General features: G+C 39.8%; 20 protein-coding genes and 1 pseudogene. 19 read left to right on the forward strand and 2 right to left on the reverse strand.

Going from position 1 to position 17,690, the window contains the following annotated elements; all coding sequences use genetic code 11:
* Positions 1-218 precede the first annotated feature (218 nt).
* From M1D90_RS07680 to M1D90_RS07760, 17 genes are all read left to right on the forward strand, one after another.
* Entirely contained in the window at positions 219-773 is a 555-nt protein-coding gene (locus tag M1D90_RS07680; protein WP_023855301.1) for a TetR/AcrR family transcriptional regulator, read from the forward strand.
* 653 nt (positions 774-1,426) lie between these two features.
* Positions 1,427-2,188, forward strand: a complete 762-nt coding sequence (locus M1D90_RS07685) for an MBL fold metallo-hydrolase (RefSeq protein ID WP_456283305.1) — start codon at positions 1,427-1,429, stop codon at positions 2,186-2,188.
* A 41-nt stretch (positions 2,189-2,229) separates the two neighbouring features.
* Positions 2,230-2,646: an ester cyclase gene (locus M1D90_RS07690; RefSeq protein WP_026579231.1), complete on the forward strand. Its 417-nt coding sequence runs from the start codon at positions 2,230-2,232 to the stop codon at positions 2,644-2,646.
* 183 nt (positions 2,647-2,829) lie between these two features.
* On the forward strand, positions 2,830-3,171 hold the full coding sequence (locus M1D90_RS07695; protein ID WP_456283307.1) for an OsmC family protein: 342 nt from the start codon (positions 2,830-2,832) through the stop codon (positions 3,169-3,171).
* Between the two features lie 304 nt (positions 3,172-3,475).
* Entirely contained in the window at positions 3,476-3,736 is a 261-nt protein-coding gene (locus M1D90_RS07700; RefSeq protein WP_009327831.1) for a metal-sensitive transcriptional regulator, read from the forward strand.
* 149 nt (positions 3,737-3,885) lie between these two features.
* Positions 3,886-4,368 (forward strand): DsrE/DsrF/DrsH-like family protein, encoded by a 483-nt coding sequence (locus M1D90_RS07705; protein WP_101561122.1) that lies wholly within the window; start codon positions 3,886-3,888, stop codon positions 4,366-4,368.
* A gap of 93 nt (positions 4,369-4,461) precedes the next feature.
* Positions 4,462-5,040, forward strand: a complete 579-nt coding sequence (locus M1D90_RS07710) for a sulfurtransferase TusA family protein (RefSeq protein WP_075213049.1) — start codon at positions 4,462-4,464, stop codon at positions 5,038-5,040.
* Positions 5,041-5,110: 70 nt separating this feature from the next.
* Positions 5,111-6,241, forward strand: coding sequence for an MBL fold metallo-hydrolase (locus tag M1D90_RS07715; protein ID WP_271725481.1), 1,131 nt, complete (start codon positions 5,111-5,113; stop codon positions 6,239-6,241).
* Between the two features lie 31 nt (positions 6,242-6,272).
* On the forward strand, positions 6,273-6,500 hold the full coding sequence (locus M1D90_RS07720) for a sulfurtransferase TusA family protein (RefSeq protein WP_023855297.1): 228 nt from the start codon (positions 6,273-6,275) through the stop codon (positions 6,498-6,500).
* A gap of 54 nt (positions 6,501-6,554) precedes the next feature.
* The gene (locus M1D90_RS07725) at positions 6,555-7,337 is read left to right on the forward strand and encodes a sulfite exporter TauE/SafE family protein (RefSeq protein WP_023855296.1); all 783 of its coding nucleotides are present in this window, start codon (positions 6,555-6,557) and stop codon (positions 7,335-7,337) included.
* Between the two features lie 36 nt (positions 7,338-7,373).
* Positions 7,374-7,709, forward strand: coding sequence for a thioredoxin family protein (locus M1D90_RS07730; RefSeq protein WP_212110679.1), 336 nt, complete (start codon positions 7,374-7,376; stop codon positions 7,707-7,709).
* 21 nt (positions 7,710-7,730) lie between these two features.
* Positions 7,731-8,798, forward strand: a complete 1,068-nt coding sequence (locus tag M1D90_RS07735; protein ID WP_456283310.1) for a PAS domain-containing sensor histidine kinase — start codon at positions 7,731-7,733, stop codon at positions 8,796-8,798.
* Positions 8,795-9,439: a response regulator gene (locus tag M1D90_RS07740; protein WP_105981101.1), complete on the forward strand. Its 645-nt coding sequence runs from the start codon at positions 8,795-8,797 to the stop codon at positions 9,437-9,439. Before M1D90_RS07735 ends, M1D90_RS07740 begins: the two co-directional genes overlap by 4 nt.
* A 158-nt stretch (positions 9,440-9,597) precedes the next feature.
* Positions 9,598-10,797, forward strand: a complete 1,200-nt coding sequence (locus M1D90_RS07745) for an FAD-dependent oxidoreductase (RefSeq protein WP_456283312.1) — start codon at positions 9,598-9,600, stop codon at positions 10,795-10,797.
* Between the two features lie 55 nt (positions 10,798-10,852).
* Positions 10,853-12,283, forward strand: a complete 1,431-nt coding sequence (locus tag M1D90_RS07750) for an MBL fold metallo-hydrolase (protein WP_214485444.1) — start codon at positions 10,853-10,855, stop codon at positions 12,281-12,283.
* A gap of 396 nt (positions 12,284-12,679) precedes the next feature.
* A complete protein-coding gene (locus M1D90_RS07755) occupies positions 12,680-13,288 on the forward strand; it encodes a hypothetical protein (protein WP_456283314.1) in 609 nt (202 codons plus the stop codon).
* A gap of 470 nt (positions 13,289-13,758) precedes the next feature.
* Positions 13,759-15,228, forward strand: coding sequence for a TcaA 3rd/4th domain-containing protein (locus M1D90_RS07760; RefSeq protein WP_456283316.1), 1,470 nt, complete (start codon positions 13,759-13,761; stop codon positions 15,226-15,228).
* A 13-nt stretch (positions 15,229-15,241) separates the two neighbouring features.
* Here the strand turns inward: M1D90_RS07760 and M1D90_RS07765 are convergent.
* Together M1D90_RS07765 and M1D90_RS07770 are read right to left on the reverse strand one after the other, a co-directional pair.
* Positions 15,242-15,432 (reverse strand): annotated as a pseudogene (locus M1D90_RS07765) (sigma factor-like helix-turn-helix DNA-binding protein); the annotation flags it as partial.
* Between the two features lie 8 nt (positions 15,433-15,440).
* Positions 15,441-15,830: a hypothetical protein gene (locus M1D90_RS07770; protein ID WP_026579236.1), complete on the reverse strand. Its 390-nt coding sequence runs from the start codon at positions 15,828-15,830 to the stop codon at positions 15,441-15,443.
* A 111-nt stretch (positions 15,831-15,941) separates the two neighbouring features.
* On the opposite strand from M1D90_RS07770, the gene M1D90_RS07775 reads away from it, so the two are divergent.
* Entirely contained in the window at positions 15,942-16,316 is a 375-nt protein-coding gene (locus M1D90_RS07775) for a UPF0715 family protein (protein WP_026579237.1), read from the forward strand.
* A 407-nt stretch (positions 16,317-16,723) separates the two neighbouring features.
* Complete coding sequence (locus M1D90_RS07780) at positions 16,724-17,569, forward strand: MerR family transcriptional regulator (RefSeq protein ID WP_456283318.1); 846 nt, start codon at positions 16,724-16,726, stop codon at positions 17,567-17,569.
* Positions 17,570-17,690: the final 121 nt, after the last annotated feature.

Genomic DNA, 17,690 nt, shown 5'->3' on the forward strand with positions numbered 1-17,690 from the left:
TCTATTTTTAACATAACATGATTGAGGTAATCAACCTTAGGGGCCCGGAATTCTTTTAATGACTCTATGATTCATCCATTTTTATTGTGAAAAAGTACACATAATGAATACCATTCCAAAATTAATGCAATTCGATGAAGTGTTTGACTACAGAAGCAGTCAATTGGTAATCTGGAGATAAAAAGTTGTTCGATCTAACTAAAGGAGAAGTTGATTAAATGAGTCGATCTGCAAAAAAAGATAAATTACTTCAAGTGGCTGAGCGATTATTTTATGAGCACGGATTTCGCGGAGTAGGACTGAAACAAATCATCAGTGAAGCGAATGTAGCCACAATGACGCTTTATAATCATTTCCCCTCCAAGGACAATTTGGTTGAAGAAGTACTTCGGCAGCGTGAGGAACGCTATTGGTCTTATTTGGATTCGCACGTTGAATTGGATTCGGATTCTCCTTTTATCCTTGCTGTTGAAGCCCATTGTCGCTGGTTAAAAGAACACTCTTATAAAGGAGATATGTTTTTAAGAGCGATAGAAGATTACGCAGGAACCGATAATGACATTGAGAAAATTGCGAGAGGACATAAACACAAATTGCTTCAATACTTTCAAAAATTAGCTCAGAGAAAAGGGAAAACAAATGAGCAGGATTTAGCTTACCAATTTACACTACTCCTTGAAGGAACCACTTCTATGACCACATTGATTGGTGCGGAAAAAGCTACTGAATATTCAATTGCAATGGCGAGGACACTTGTCCAACATACATCATAATTTTTTTATAAATAAATTAGAGTAACTAAAGAGATCAAGCAATGGCTTGGTTTCTTTTTTCATGAAAACAATAAATTTGAAGCCGACATGATAGCGGCGCCTGGCTGCTCCTTACCACTTCTCATTTAAAACAGTGATTCTATATAAGAAGAAAAAAGATAAATTATGGCCTATTGATCAATAACAATCGGCAATTATAGAGTGATCTACTCGTTTACTCTCCAGAAATCCACCAAGAAAAACAACAGCTTTTCTCTTGTGAATTGATATATGAGAGGGCTCATGATAAGCGTTTTCGTACATAGATGAATTAAAGCATATACAAAATCCCCTGTTGAACTTGCTTCATTTAATCATTATCTTTAACCACTCCGATTTTTCTAATTTGGCAACGCTAGAGGCAGCTGCTTGTCCCTTTCTCCAATCGCAATACGACTGTTCTAAAAAAATTCTATTAACACTAGCGCTTTTGTCCGCGTTCAGAATTTAAAAACATTATCCCAAAATTCAGGCTATATTTAAGCTTGCTTTGCATCCATGAATACATTCTTTCAAAATTCAAGTCAAACGGCCAAAAGACTTGATTTAATCCATGTATTTGATAATTGAGTGTAGGTAAACTATAGGTATATCAAAGAAAAGGAGTTTTACACATGAACATTCAACAAATTCGTAATGCCACACTTATTGTCGAATATGCAGGCAAAAAGTTTTTAATAGACCCAATGTTGGCTGAAAAAGGTGCTTATCCTCCATTCCCAAATGCGCCAAGGCAAGATCAAAACAACCCTTTAGTTGAATTGCCAACGTCTGTCGACAATATTATCAATAAGATTGATGCTGTCATTGTTACTCATTTACATTATGACCACTGGGATGAAGCTGCTAAAGAGGTATTGCCGAAAGATATCAAGTTGTTCTCCCAAAATGAAGATGATGCAAAAGAAATACGAAATGCCGGATTCGAAAATGTTGAAGTTTTAACAAAAGATACAGTCTTTGAAGGCATTCACTTAATCAAAACCAAAGGCGAACACGGAAGAGGAGAGGTTTTAAAACTTGCAGGACTTGTATGCGGCGTAGTGTTCAAACACGAAAGCGAGAAAACGTTATATGTAGCCGGAGATACCGTATGGTATGAGGGGGTTCAGGAAGAAATTGATACACATCAACCTGAAATCATTGTCGTAAACGGCGGAGATAATCAATTCTATGAAGGCGGTTCGCTTATCATGGGTAAAGAAGATATCTATGAAACGCATAAGGCTGCCCCAAATGCAAAAATTATCGTGAGCCACATGGAAGCTGTCAACCATTGGGGATTATCCAAAGAAGAATTAAAATCCTTTATTCATGAAAAAGGAATCTCTTCTCATGTTTTAGTACCTGAAGATGGCGAATCATACTCATTTTAAATTCAAACAGAGAAATATTTAAATGAAGGAGACGAGCATTCATGATGTCCATTGAAAATAATAAAGAATTGGTTCGTCGTTACTTTGAAATAATTGAACAAGAAAAGTATGAGGACTTGAAAGACTTTTGCCATAAGGACTTTGTATTCTATCCGCAATTAGATACACCGTTTCCGGGTGTAGAGGGTTTAATTGAATCAGAAAAGAAAAATTTTGATGCTTTCCCAGGTTTCAAAATGCCAATTCAAGCGATGGTAGCTGAAGGAGACTTAGTAGCCGTTTATTTTATATTTGAAGGTAAGCACACAGGTATCCCATTTGCTGGAGTTCCTGCAACGGGAAAAAACGTTAAATTCTCTCTTATGATGTTGTTACGTATTGTTAACGGTAAAATTATTGAGCATAGATCTCATGTGGATGTGCATGATATTCTCCGTCAGCTTAGCGGTAATGCTTAATATAAAGTACAGTAAAACTTTTTCTTATCTTTTTTATTAGAAGACTCCTTTTTTAAGGGGCTTCTTTTATATATCGATGTCAACTAAAAGGAGTGTTTGTTGTGAAAACAAATGTTAAGATTGATTGGAAGAATGGTGTCAATGGGAACGGTTCTCTTAAAACAGAATTCCTAAATACAAACATTGATTCCTGCTGAATTCGGCGGTAGTGGAAATGGAGCCTCTCCCAAAGAAATTCTTGTAGCATCTGCAACAGCTTGTTTTACATCTGTTCTTATCTCTATGATCGAATCAAGGGATCTTCCTGTCATTGATGTGGCGGTTGATTCCGAAGGGCTTAACTCTGAAGATGAATTTAAAATCATTCATCACCCTCGTTTCGTTTTATCCGGGAATAAGACAGAAGAACAAATTCAAACAGCAAACCGCCTATTTGCAATGGCTGATAAAGGATGCGCCATTGGGAATTTGCTGAAAAAAGCTGGTGTCAAAATTGAGATTCAAGGAGAAATCTTAGCGAAATAAATCGAATCATGGTTTCGATAGATAACAAGTTTTAAAGGATCGCTTATTATACTTCCCTTTCTTTACAGGAGCCTAAAATTTGATTTATCCTCATTAGTTCAGTATATTATACACATAGGGGTATGTGTATTGCGCGGGTGATATTCCAGTAGAATAGGCTGTTTTGTACAAAAAGTCATCACAGGCTGGATTCTTAACGAATATGACAGAAATGCAGGACAGTTCATATCCGCATAGTAACGGTTTCGCGAAACTGTTGATAAAAATGATATGCTATCATCATAAGAAAATGGGAGGTAATCTGATGGAATACGATGATCAATTAAAAAATAGGATCAAACGAGTTGAGGGTCAAGTTCGAGGGATATTAAAAATGATGGATGAAGGAAAAGAGTGTAAAGAGCTCGTAAGCCAAATGTCAGCGGTTCGTTCCGCATTAGATCGCGCCATTGGTGTTGTTGTCAGCAGCAACTTGGAGAAATGCGTTCGCCTTCAAATCGAAAGAGGAGAAGATACCGAAGACCTCATTCAAGAAGCCGTTAATTTATTGGTTAAAAGCAGATAGTGTTAAGATGGCTGTTGATAATACAGCCTCTGTACACCCCCCCTGGTTAAAATAAAATCCCTTAAGGGTATAAAGAGCTGAAGCTTATATTTTTTTATTTTTTACATACCCATACGGGTATGAGTATATAAAAATAGGAGGGTTGATCTATGTCAGACCAAAAAGAAAAAACGACCATTGTTTTATTTAGCGGTGACTTAGATAAGGCGATTGCCGCTTTTATTATTGCAAATGGCGCCGCTGCTTATGATCATGAGGTAACAATTTTTCATACATTTTGGGGCCTTAACGCTTTAAGAAAAGATGAACCGGTGCCAGTAAAGAAAGGGCCGCTTGAAAAAGCGTTCGGCTTCATAATGCCCCGGGGTCCAAAGAAATTCGGATTATCTAAAATGAATTTTGCCGGTATCGGGCCTAAAATGATCAAACATGTCATGAAAAAGCACGGCGTGCTGTCTCTGCCTCAGCTGATTGAAATGGCCCAAGAACAAGGAGTTAAGCTTGTTGCCTGTACAATGACAATGGACTTGTTAGGCTTGCAAAAAGAAGAACTTATCGATGGTATTGATTATGCAGGAGTTGCCGCATATCTCGGGGATGCCAACGAAGCAAAAGTGAATTTATTTATATAACGGTCTCCAAATTAAACGGTGCTTTAAGGAATATGGTTGCCGGAGCGATCAAATGGAACCGTGATACAGAAAATGAGTATGGAGGGATGATTGATGAACATCAAATCTGACCGCGTGTTAGATGCAAAGGGGCTTGCTTGTCCAATGCCCGTTGTAAAAACGAAAAAGGCCATTAATGAGTTAGAACCGGGGCAGGTAATTGAAGTGCATGCTACTGATAAAGGGTCTCTTGCTGATATACAGGCATGGGCAAAAGGAAGCGGCCACCAGTATCTCGGGACGACAGAAGACGGAGATATATTAAAGCATTTTCTTCGTAAAGCAGGTCACTCGGAAATAAAGAAAGAAAAAACGTTTCCTTATGTGATTCAAAATGAAGAACTTCAAAAAAAGGTAGAGGCGGGAGAACGGATAACAGTCGTTGATGTTCGGGAACCTGCAGAATACCGTCTCGGCCATATTCCAGGAGCGATTTCAATCCCATTAGGTGAACTTGAAAAAAGAGCAAATGAACTGAATAGAGACGGGAAAATGTACGTTGTTTGCCGTACAGGTAATAGAAGCGATCTGGCAGCTAAACAGCTTGCAGCTAACGGCTTTAAAGACGTTGAAAATGTGGTGCGGGGAATGGAGGAGTGGTCAGGGCCTATTGAAAAAGGATCAATAAATTGAACGGCTGCAAAAGTTGCGACCATTGCAACATGATGCCAATGAGATGCTAACAATCTAAGGAGGTTTAGAAGTGGACTTTACAATCATTTCACCAAAAGAAGTAACCGAAAAGCTATTAAGAAAAGAATCGTTTTTTATTTTAGACGTACGAAATAAAGATGCCTTTAGTGATTGGAAAATCGAGGGCAGCCGGGTTGAGCATTTAAATGTTCCGTATTTTGATTTAATTGATGGTGTAGATAAGATTGCAGGCCAAGTTCCTAAAGATCAAGATGTTTTAGTGGTTTGTGCCAAACAAGGGTCTTCAGAGATGGTTGCACAGCATTTAGTGGATGCCGGTTTTGAAAGAGTTTTTGCGCTTGAAGGCGGCATGAAGGCGTGGAGCGAATTTTTACATCCTGTAAAAATCGGAAACTTGAAAGAAGGAGGCTCGATCTATCAATTCGTAAGAATGGGGAAAGGCTGTTTATCCTATTTTATTGAGACTGACGGAGAAGCAATGGTAGTGGACCCTGCTCGTACTGTAGACGCATATATAGATTTTGCAAAAGAGAGAAACGTTACAATTAAACATGTGGTCGATACACATTTACATGCGGATCATATTTCTGGCGCACGTTTACTGCGTGAGCGTACAGGAGCCGCATACTACCTGCCGCCAAAAGATGCAGAGGAAGTGCGATTTTCGCATGAATCGTTAATTGAAGGTCATGATGTTTCGATAGGAAACACAAGCATGAAAGTGGAGCCTATCTACTCACCGGGCCATACGATCGGAAGCACATCTTTAATTGTTGATAATCACTATTTGTTAACAGGAGATATTTTATTTGTTGAATCAATCGGCCGGCCAGACTTGGCTGGAAAAGCCGGGGACTGGGCAGAGGATTTACGTAACACGTTGCATGAAAAATACAAACAAATATCAGGTGACTTGATTGTTCTTCCAGCTCACTTTTCGACAGTCAGTGAATTAGGCGATCAAGGGCAGGTTCAAGCTAAGCTGAGTGATGTATATAAAAAGAATGCCGGTTTAAATCTGGATGAAAATGAGTTCAGACGTGCTGTATCAGAAAACCTGCCGCCACAGCCAAATGCCTATCGGGAAATTCGGCAAACCAACATGGGCAGAATAATGCCGGATGCTGACAGACAAAGTGAGATGGAAATTGGACCAAACCGTTGTGCGGTTCATGGATGAATATAGATTTGAAGATAGGGAGAGATAAAACATGAAATCAGATAAAGTCATAGATGCTAAAGGATTCGCGTGCCCGATGCCAATTGTGAAAACAAAAAAAGCGATGGATGAATTGCAATCCGGAGAAGTGTTAGAAGTACATGCCACTGATAAAGGGGCAAAAAGTGATCTGACAGCATGGGCGAAGTCAGGCGGTCATGAGTTGCTTCAAGGTACTGAGGAAGATGGTGTACTAAAGTTTTGGCTTAAAAAAGGTTAAGGTGATAAAAGGGGGGACTATTCCCCTTTTTATTGAAGAAAAGGGGGAAAGCCGGTGGACATCTCTTTTATTCTTCTCATATTTTTCATCGGATTTGTTGGCTCTTTTATGTCCGGAATGCTTGGTGTCGGCGGGGCAATAATTAATTACCCTCTATTATTATATATTCCTGTGTTATTAGGGTTTACAGGTTTTAATGCTCACCAGGTTTCAGGTATTGTCGCAGCCCAGGTTTTTGTTGCAACATTTTCCGGTGTATGGGCTTACCGGAAAGACGGTTACTTAAATAAAGAACTGATCTCCATCATGGGATTAAGTATTTTGATCGGCAGTCTGATCGGTGGTTATGGGTCACATTTTTTCTCTGAAGACGCCATAAACCTGGTTTACGGATTATTGGCGATTATCGCTGCCATCATGATGTTTATTCCAAAGACAGGAACAGAAGCTCATCAAAGTGATCACGTTCGCTTTCCAAAGATATTAACCTCAATCATGACTTTTGCAGTCGGTTTGACTTCGGGCATAGTCGGTGCGGGCGGAGCTTTTCTGCTTGTTCCGCTCATGTTAGTCGTTTTAAAAATACCTACACGAATCACAATCGCAACATCGCTCGCAGTTACATTTATTTCATCGGTTGGAACAACAGCCACAAAGCTTATATTCGGACAGGTGCCCATTTTGCCGGCTTTGATTGTAATGGCTGCCAGTCTAATTGCATCCCCGATCGGTGTTTTCATTGGCAAGAAAATGAATGTCAAAGTTCTTCAAGGTATTTTGATATTCGTTATTTTGCTTACAACAGTGAAAATTTGGGTTGATATCTTCCGTATTTAAGGATTTCTGTATGATCCGTTTTGAAGGAGGGATTGGATGAAAGAGATTACAGAGCTGACTTCAATGGTGGCAATTGAGAAGTTTATAACCGGTCATAAATTAAGTTTTATATATATATCAAGGCCTCAATGTACAGTATGTCACGCTGTTCTGCCGCAGCTTAGAGTACTGTTGACTCGCTTTCCAAAGATTAAATTAGGGCATATCAACGCTGATAGAGTGGAGGAGGTTGCCGGCAGGTTTTCAGTCTTCACAGTTCCTGTGCTTCTTTTGTTTATTGAGGGAACCGAATGTCTAAGAGAAGCGCGTTTTGTTCATTTTGAGCAGCTTGAACAGAAGCTAAAAAGAGTCTATCAGTTGTACGAGGAATAGATAGCTGAGGGAGGGGCCATGATGTGTCAAAAACCGACTTTTTTTGAACGGTCTAAAGAAGAAGGAAAGTCAATGGAAAGCGGCTATTTAAGGCAGATCTTTGACCATTTGCAGGATGGAATCATCATGATGGATCAGGAACGCCGAATTCTGGTGATGAACCCGTCCGCAGAGAAGATGACGGGATGGAAATTAGGGGACAAGGTTCCGTATTGTTCCTACTGCCAAACGAGAAAATTGGAAGCGGGAGAAGCGCGTTGTTATTTGCTGGCCAAGCGGGAAGTTCCTTATTTTCTTTCTTCGATGCCCACCTATGAAGGACGATTCGTCGACATGGAGATGAGTACGGCTGTCATTTCTGAAAACGGCGATCAAATGGAAGTTCTTTTGGTTCTGAAAGATTTAACGATAAAGAAAAAGGAAGAGGAAGCGCGGATCTCCAAGCTTGTTCTGCAAAAAACGCTAGAAACTCAGGAAAACGAACACAAGCGGCTGGCCCAGGAACTGCACGATGGCGTAGGGCAATCGCTTTATTCGGTTTCAGTAGGTATTCAAGCGATTCAATCGCGCATGGAGCAGGAAGAAACATTTAGAGAGTACATGCAGGAAATCATCGATGAATTGGAAAAGGCGATCCAAGACGTCAAGCTCTACGCTCTCCAGCTGCGGCCGCACAGTCTCGATCAGCTGGGGCTGATTCCTGCTGTCGAGCACCTTGTGTCCAGCTTAAACAAGACTCATCAGGATGTTTCTATTACGTTTGCCTCAAGCAATGTCAGCAATCGCTTGCTGCCGATTTTTGAAATCAATTTGTACCGAATTATTCAGGAGGCGCTGCATAATGCCCTGAAATATTCGCAGGCGACACTTATTGAAGTCATACTGCACAAAGAAGACGGCGAGCTCGTTTTGATCATTCAGGACGATGGCATTGGTTTTGAACGCGGGCTGACAGAGGAAGGCCTGGGGTTCAAACATATGAAAGAAAGAGTCGATCAGATGGAAGGAAGCCTTCGAATTCACTCTGCACTTCAGAGAGGCACGACGATTAAAGTGAAAGTACAGGACAAGGAGGGGAAGGGAGAGTGATCAGGGTATTGCTGGTCGATGACCATATGATGATTCGCAAGGGCATCCGTGTCCTTTTGGAAGGCTTTTCTGGAATTGAGATTGCGGGAGAAAGCAATAATGGCAACGAAGCCGTTCTTAGCACCGGACAGTTGAAACCGGATGTCGTGCTGATGGATTTGTCGATGCCGAACGGGTTGGACGGATTCACAGCGAGCAGTGAAATCCGAAAGTTGAATCCTTCTGTTAAAATCGTGATTTTGACAATGCATGATGAGGAAATTTTTGTCCAAAAAGCGATAGAGGCAGGGGCTCATGGATACGTCTTGAAAAACAGCCATTATCGGTTGCTTTATCAGGCGATTGTCGAAGTGTACAGGGGCAATCTCTTTTACAAGACATCTGTATCGCAAGACATCATTGATCAATGGCTCAATTCAGAGTCCAAAAAGCCGCCCTCTGTATTAACTGTCCGCGAAAAGGAGATTCTCAGATTCATCGTTCTGGGTTATGCCAATAAGGAGATTGCCGATAAACTCTCAATCAGCGTCAAAACCGTCGAAAACCACAAAACGAATATGATGCAGAAATTAAAACTGGACTCGAAACACGAATTAATCCAATATGCGATCAAAAACAAATATCTCGATCTGACGTTCTAACATACTACCTCTTAACCTTGTCAGCTTGGGAAGACGGGGCTCAAATAAAAGTAGGGGAGTTCCCCTATACAAAAAAAGGAAGATGGATGGTAACTTAAAAAACGAGAGACACATCTTTAAGACAAACAGCAACTTTTTAAAACAAAAGGTGGTTGACTATGGCAAGACAAGCTCGTTATACCATTGTCATTGTAGGAGCAGGGACTGCTGGCATCTCTGTCGCCGCCCGTCTCGTCCGGGCTTCTAAAAAACTCAAAGGACAAATTGCCATCATTGACCCGCAAACAAAGCACTACTACCAGCCTTTGTGGACATTAGTCGGAGGCGGCGCAGCGAAGAAGGAAGAGTCCGAGCGCGATTTAGCTTCCCTGATTCCTGCCGGGGTAGACTTGATCGGCGATGCTGTAACAGAGTTTCGCCCGAATCAGAACACACTTCTTACAAAACAAGGAACGATCGTTTCCTATGATTATCTCGTGGCAGCAGCCGGTTTGCAAATCGATTGGGACGGGGTCAAAGGCTTGAAAGATGCGGTTGGAAAAAACGGGGTTTGCAGCAACTATTCATATCATACGGTAGACAGCACTTGGGAAAATATCCGCAATTTCAAAGGCGGAACCGCCATTTTCACTCATCCTGATTCTCCCGTGAAATGCGGGGGAGCTCCGCAAAAAATTATGTATTTAGCAGACGACTATTTTCGCAAGTCAAATGTTCGCAATCAATCGGACATGATTTTTGCATCGGCGAAATCAACCATTTTTGATGTCACCAAATACGCAAATGCGCTCGAAAAAGTCGTCCGGCGCAAGGATATCCAAACGATGTACAAGAGAAATCTAATCGAAATTCGGCCTGATTCAAAAGAAGCCTTGTTCGAAAACTTGGATACGGGAGAGCAGGAAGTATTAGCATATGATCTTCTTCATGTGACGCCGCCGATGAAAGCGCCTCTATTCATCAAAGAAAGCGCATTGGCGGATGCCGGCGGCTGGGTCGATGTTGATCCGTACACTCTGCAGCACAAAAAGTTTGCCAATGTTTTCGGAATTGGTGACTGTGCCAACCTGCCGACGTCCAAAACAGGAGCTGCAGTTCGTAAACAGGCTCCGGTTGTGGTGCGAAATCTGTTGTCCTTGATCAAAGGATCTTCATTAGATGCAAAGTACGATGGATATACCTCGTGCCCCTTGGTTACAGGGTACAACAAACTCGTGCTGGCCGAGTTTGACTATCATAAGGTGCCGCAAGAAACGTTTCCATTTGATCAGTCCAAGGAACGATTCAGCATGTACCTGTTAAAAAGAAGATTGCTTCCCATCATGTATTGGAATGGCATGTTAAAAGGACTGATGTGATGCGAACTCAAAAAAGGATATATTTCGATAAATGTTTCAAGAGGGGGAATACAACATGTTATTGCGCTATTTTTACGATGAAAAACTGGCCCATGCATCCTATCTGGTTGGCTGCCAAAAAACAGGGGAGGCAATTGTCATTGATCCCGGCCGCAATCTGAAACCATATTTGCAAGCAGCCGAAGATGAAGGGCTAAACATCACAGCGGCCGCAGAAACCCATATTCACGCCGACTTTGTTTCCGGCGCTCGCGAACTCGGTGCTACACATCAAGCGAAGCTGTATCTTTCCGATGAAGGAGACGCAGACTGGAAATACCAATATGTCGATGAATTGAACCATCAACTTGTAAAAGACGGCGATCGCTTTTCCATCGGAAACCTGATGTTTGAGGTTATGCATACTCCCGGCCATACCCCGGAAAGCATTTCCTTCCTGTTGACGGACGGCGGAGGAAATGCGGATCGTCCTATCGGCATCTTTACAGGAGATTTCGTCTTTGTGGGCGACATCGGCAGACCCGATTTGCTCGAAAAAGCGGCGGGAATCAAAGGAACGTCAGAATCGGGAGCAAGAGAGATGTTCAAGTCCCTCGGAACGTTTAAACAACTCCCGGATTACTTGCAGGTTTGGCCGGCTCATGGCGCAGGCAGCGCTTGCGGCAAGGCATTGGGAGCCATTCCAACTACGACTGTCGGCTACGAAAAGATGTTTAACTGGGCAATGGCATACACCGATGAAGAAGAATTTGTTAAAGCCTTGCTTGACGGGCAACCTGAACCGCCAAAGTATTTCGCTGTGATGAAACGAGTAAATAAAGAAGGTCCTGCATTGCTCAAAGATCTTTCTGCTGTTTTAGAGATTACTTCGATTGAACAAGTGAAAGATTTGCAGGGAAAAGAGCAAATTGTGGATACCCGCTCTTCCCGAGAATTTGCTGAAGGGCATATCAAAGGCACAATCAACATTCCATTCAACAAGGCGTTTACGAACTGGGCTGGCTGGCTCATCGACTACACTCGTCCTGTATACTTCATAACGAATCCGGCCGAAGTGAACGAACTCCTGGAAGCGCTGCGCTCTGTGGGCATTGACAATGCGGCAGGGTTTATAGATCGGGACAAAATCCTGGCAAGCGGTGCTTTTTCACTTGAATCGTACGCGGAGATTACACCACCTGAAATCGCAAAATTAGTCGATGACGGATTCGTGCACGTGCTTGATGTTCGCAATCTGACTGAATGGCAGGAAGGTCATATTCCGAATGCACAACACATCATGTTGGGAACGCTTCAAGAACGTCTGGATGACATTAGAAAAGACTGTCCGATCCTTGTGCAATGCCATTCCGGAGCCCGATCTGCAATAGGGGCCAGCATCCTGCAAGCTAACGGCGGTTTCAAACAAGTTTTGAGTTTGAGCGGCGGCATTGTCCAATGGCAGAAAGACGGTCTTGCCATTTCAACCCCTTGCAGCGGATTTTAATGAAAGAAAATTTCTGCTCAAGCGCATGGAATAAAGAGTCAAGAGGCCGATATTGTCTTACTCCCGGCCTCTGACTGATATTATTTCCGCTTTTCCTTCTCCGTCCGATCAAATCTTTGAAACATTTCCACAGCCCCGCTTCTTCGCGTTTTCTCTGTCTTCCGATCATGGCCGAAACGGCCGACGATGACTTTTTTCCGTCCAAGATGTCGATACATTCCTCTGGTATACAAAAAGCGTTTTATCGACTTTAGGAAATTGGTATTGACAAAAGTGTTGTGCAAAATAACCCCTTTTTATAAAATCTAAAGTAATTATTTGGATTTTCAAGGGGGAGAAGTGTGAAAAAGAAAATGTATGTTTCAATAGTACTCCCTTTTTGCAGGTGGTTCTTTTGTGACTCCATATGACTTTGTCTCGGCTAAAGGGTTTGTAGAACATAAAACTGCCATTGACGATCTATATTACTCAGGGAAAAAGACAAGGGAAATTGTAAAAGCTGGGCAGATGCACTTTACACTGGAAACAACATACCATGAAAATGGAATCGTTGAAGCCATCGTTACGGAAAATAAACATACGACTCATATTCAATATAACCCTGCAACGGGCATGACCTTATTAAACGGTGTAATATTAGAATCAAAGAAAGAATTTGAAATGGGCTTGTCAGCATACAAAGAAGTATACATGGGGACTGTAACAAATAACGTTCCGGCAGGTACTTTAGTTGGAGCGGCAATTTCTTTGACAAGTATATGGAGCAGGGTTCCTGCAAGCAGAGTAAAACAAACAGTTTTAACCCTAACTTCATTGGCTCTAGGAGAGACACTTGATAAATTAATAAAGGTAAAAATCAAGCAATATAGAACTTCGAAGCCTGTGAAAGATGGAAGCATGTGTTACAAACAATATAAATATAAGCATAAGTCCACTTGGTACTATAAGAAAAAACAAAGTAAACAACAAAGCTCAAGCTGGTTTTTACAAAGTAAGCCCTGTTAAGGAGCGGGAAAATGAGCAAATGTCCGATATGCAGGAAACCGTTTACTTTTAGAGAAAAATATAAGCTTATTAGAACAAAAACGCCAACTTGCCCCAAATGTAAAAGTCCACTAAAGGAAACAACAGCTTCAAAATTGCTTTTTGGTTTAATTTTTATTTTGCCAATACTTTATTTTATGTCTTTTTGGAGCGGATGGAATTCAATAGTAAAGTGGTTCTCTCTTTTTATTTGGATTGTGTTTTGTTTATATATTTTGCAACCTGTACTTTATCGTTTTGATAAGACAAAAGCTTAAGATATTAGCTAAAGGAGAGAGAGTAAAACAACTCCCTAAAAAGGAGTTATTTTTTATTGGTGAATAACAATTGTTTTCATCTATTTTATTTTATTAATATTTGTTGACTTGTGTTCTTGTTTTAATAATCATAAATTTATTTTAAAACGGAGTGTTTTTACGTGAATGTAGAAGGTGTGGAATAAAAAAGAGCTTATAGGATGTTGTGTAGCCCAGCTTAAAAAGCTGGGCCTTTGTGTTTATAGAATTAAAGGATTTTTTGGAGGAAAAAAGGGTAAATTACCTTTTTTTAATGATAGAATAGTATGTAATAGCATAAACAAGGAGGATTTTATGAAAAAGAAATTTTTATTTATTGGAGTGCCAATTGTGGCAATCCTTGCAATCATTTTATTTATTTTAGGGAGATCCCCTGAACCTTCAGATCTCGCAAAAGAATTTGAAGAAAAAATTAAACAAGAAGATGCTAAGGGATTATTGAAACTTGTTAAAGTTGACAATGGAACGAAGTGGGAAGAAAGGGAAGCCGAAAGTATAATCAAGTATTTAAAAGATGATGAGTCTGATTATAAAGATCAAATCATGCTATTGAATGCACAGGCCAGTTACTATGAGTCAGATGGAAAAGCCAATAATTTAATTTCACAGCAATATCCTGGGGAAAGTATATCTAATATTGGTCCTTTTTATATCACAAAGGAGAAAGGGATTTTTGGGGGCGAAAAATACGTTTTAAAGGCCCGTGGTTATAAATTAGAAGTACATGCAGCTAAAGGAGCTAATGTTACTTTTAACGGTGAAACAATTGATATGCAAGGTAAGGATTCCAAGGAGCTAGGTGTTTTTGGACCAGGGGTATATACCATTAAAGGCAGCAAAAAGTATGATTATACAACGGTTGATGATAAAACGGAAGTGACGCTTTTTGATCCTGATAAATTTGAGAAAACCGCCAGCCTTAATTTTAGCGGTGATACGGTTTCTGTAAACTCTGACATTCCGAATACAAAGGTACTTGTTGATGGGAAAGAATCAGGAGAGTCTATTTCCGAAAATACGGAGTTTGGCCCCGTAAAAGACGGAATTAAGCTCCAAGGAGTAGCTGAATTTCCATGGGGAGAAGGAAAAAGCGAGGCAGTCACAGTTCAATCAGACATTACGGAAGAATATAACCTTACACCTAATCCAATAGTCAACGATGATATGAGAGAAAAATTAAAATCGCAGATCAATGATTTTGCTAAGGATAGAAATGAAGCTAAAGTGAAAAAAGATGCAAATAAGCTCAAAGATGTTTCAGACAGTTTGAAGAAAAGCTACATAGATGTGATTAAGAATTATGACAAAGAAAATTACTATGAAGGAAAAGCTTTGGGTACTCGCATTGACTTTTCTAAGGTGACTTACGAAAACGGCAGCGGGGGAAAACAGTTGATCCATATTCCTGTGGAATTTCATCTGAAATCGAGAGAGGTTTATGAATTTATGGATTCAGAGCTTGAAGAAAATTTCGATGAAGAAATCGTAACATTACAATACGATGAAGAGAAAAAAAGCTGGATTATCGAAGGTGAAAAAGATGACTATGAGTCATCGAATAATGATTATATGGCAAGCAAAGATGTAGCCAAAACAACTTTTTAAGATGATTAGCCCTTCATGATTGAAGGGCTAAATTCTTTTCTGCTTGTTTTTCTTTCTTAACCCTTTCCTTTTCTTCTCGATAAAACTCATGGAACATCTTCATTAAATCGCGTTTTTCAATCCTGGAAACATAATTGCGTGAGATCCCCAGTTCCTTTGCAATTTCTTTTTGTGTTTTTCTTTTTTGAAATTAAGTCCAAACCTTATAAACTTCATATACTCCGTCTTTGTAGGAAGTTCATCCCATGAAAGCTGAACGCAGCATCAGCTATAACATTTAAGTGACCGTTTTGAATTTGATAAGCCATTAAATCTTCAGCATATGATTCTTCAGATGAATTTAAAGCTTTTTCTCCTAAGCCATTGGTGACGTTTAGAGTAACCACCTTCTTTAACTCTTCCTTTTGAAAGATCCCTATTTTATATTTATCTCCAATTGTTGACACATCATCACTGTATTCATTAAAATCACCTTCATAAACTGGTACTCCATTTTTGAAAAACTTGTATTCGTCTCCGTTTTCGTTTACCTTTAATGTAACATGTCCATTTTTTACTTTTGTTTCAATATCAGGTATCTCTTTCGCATAACCTCTAGGCATTGAACGTAAACAAAGAAACAGAATTACAAGAAGGGTAGAACAAAAAACTTTCTGACGGGAATTCCACCGATCTTTGAAAAATTGTTTACAAAAGAAAAGGAGTTTTAACTAATGCGGATTTTTGGTGGGATTATTCGTTATTTATGTACAGTTGCCTTTTCGGTTGTATCAGCGGCAATTGTCTACACGTTGATGTTTTTAGAAGGGTTTGGTTTTTCGTCTTTTAGAGCGATAAGTTTGTTTATGTTTGTTGCTTATTTAATCTTTGCTACACCAATACAAATCTTTCTAAATCGCAAACCCAAAAAATATCATGGATGGTATTTGCTAACTTACTTTATAGTCTCTCTTGTCGTTTGTGGAATTTTAGCCTTATTGACTAATTACGCTCTGACTGCTTTTGTTTCGTATAAACTATACCTTTTTAGTTTTCTTTTGGCTTTAATTTATTGGTTTTGGGACTCTGTTTTTAGACAAAAGAAATAGAGCACATAATATAAAGCCAAATTTCCCCCCTTTATTTTTATTTGTGTGAGTCAATTGTGCCACATGAAATGATAATCCCAAGAAAATATACATATTTTTAAAAAATTTAACCTTTTTTTAGCCGTTCATCTAGATACATCACTTACTTAATAAGATACAACTAAACCAGCCAGCACCAACGATGAAAACAGCCACATCCTTATTAGGATATGGCTGTTCTCTTTTGTGCCTGCTTAACGAGCAATCGTTATGAGACAGGAAAGATCATTTCTTGGTGGATATGTTGAACAAAGAACGAAAAAAGAAGATCGTCTTAAACAGGTTTTTCTCAAGATCGTTCAGTTGAAGGTCATAGTATAGTCGAAGAAAGAATTCTTGGAACTAGCAAAAAAGAAAGGATGAAATTGATGAAGGAATATTTTTCAATCGGGGAAACAGCCCGTCTAAATAACATTTCCATTCAAACATTACGCTATTATGATAAGATCGGAATTTTCAAGCCTCAATGTACAGACCGGGATAACGGCTATCGATATTACCATGTTAAACAGTTCTTTTATTTAGATATTATAAAATATCTCAAATCTATTAAAACGCCGTTGGGAGAAATTAAGCGCATGATTTCACATACATGTACCCCCGAAATGATGCAAGCCTTTCTTGAGGAGCAAGAAAGCGTGATTGAGCGTGAGATGGAAAAACTCGAACGATCCAGGCAATTGCTTCAAAGAAGAAAGAACCAGCTTAATGAACAATTGGAGATCCGCACTAAAAAAGAAGAAGGTCTGGTTTATGTTCGACATATAGGAAGCCAAACCATTTTAAAAGCAGGGGCACCTCAAGTGAATCCTCATGACCAATCAGATTTGTATTACCGAAAATTGGCTGAAGTTCTTGAAGAAAGAGGAGATATCGTTGATAACTATTATGGACTGATTTATGATTTAAAGCCTTATAAAGATTCCGGTGACATTTATTGCAACAGCGTTTATACGACGATTTATGATGGAGTAAAGATAGATACAGGGGAACAAAACATGAGGATAGATACAATCCCATCCGGCGAATATATATGTATTTCATTTGATTGCACGGCAACAAATTATTTTTCATACTATCAAAAACTGTACCATTTTATTGAATCACATGGTATTCAAACGGATGGAAAAGTATATCAAGTTTCTTTTCCAAACAGCTATAACTCATTAAAAGAAGAAGACTTCCTCACAGAATTTAGAGTGCGGAAAAAATAACAATTCCCTTGACCCTATAGTTGCTATAGGGTTTATGATTTATGCATCGTTCTGATGAATATTCGAAAGGGAGGATGTATAAAAATGGCAGAAAATAAGACGCTTCAGTTACTCATGCCAA

The organism is Bacillus sp. JZ34, assembly GCF_053903205.1.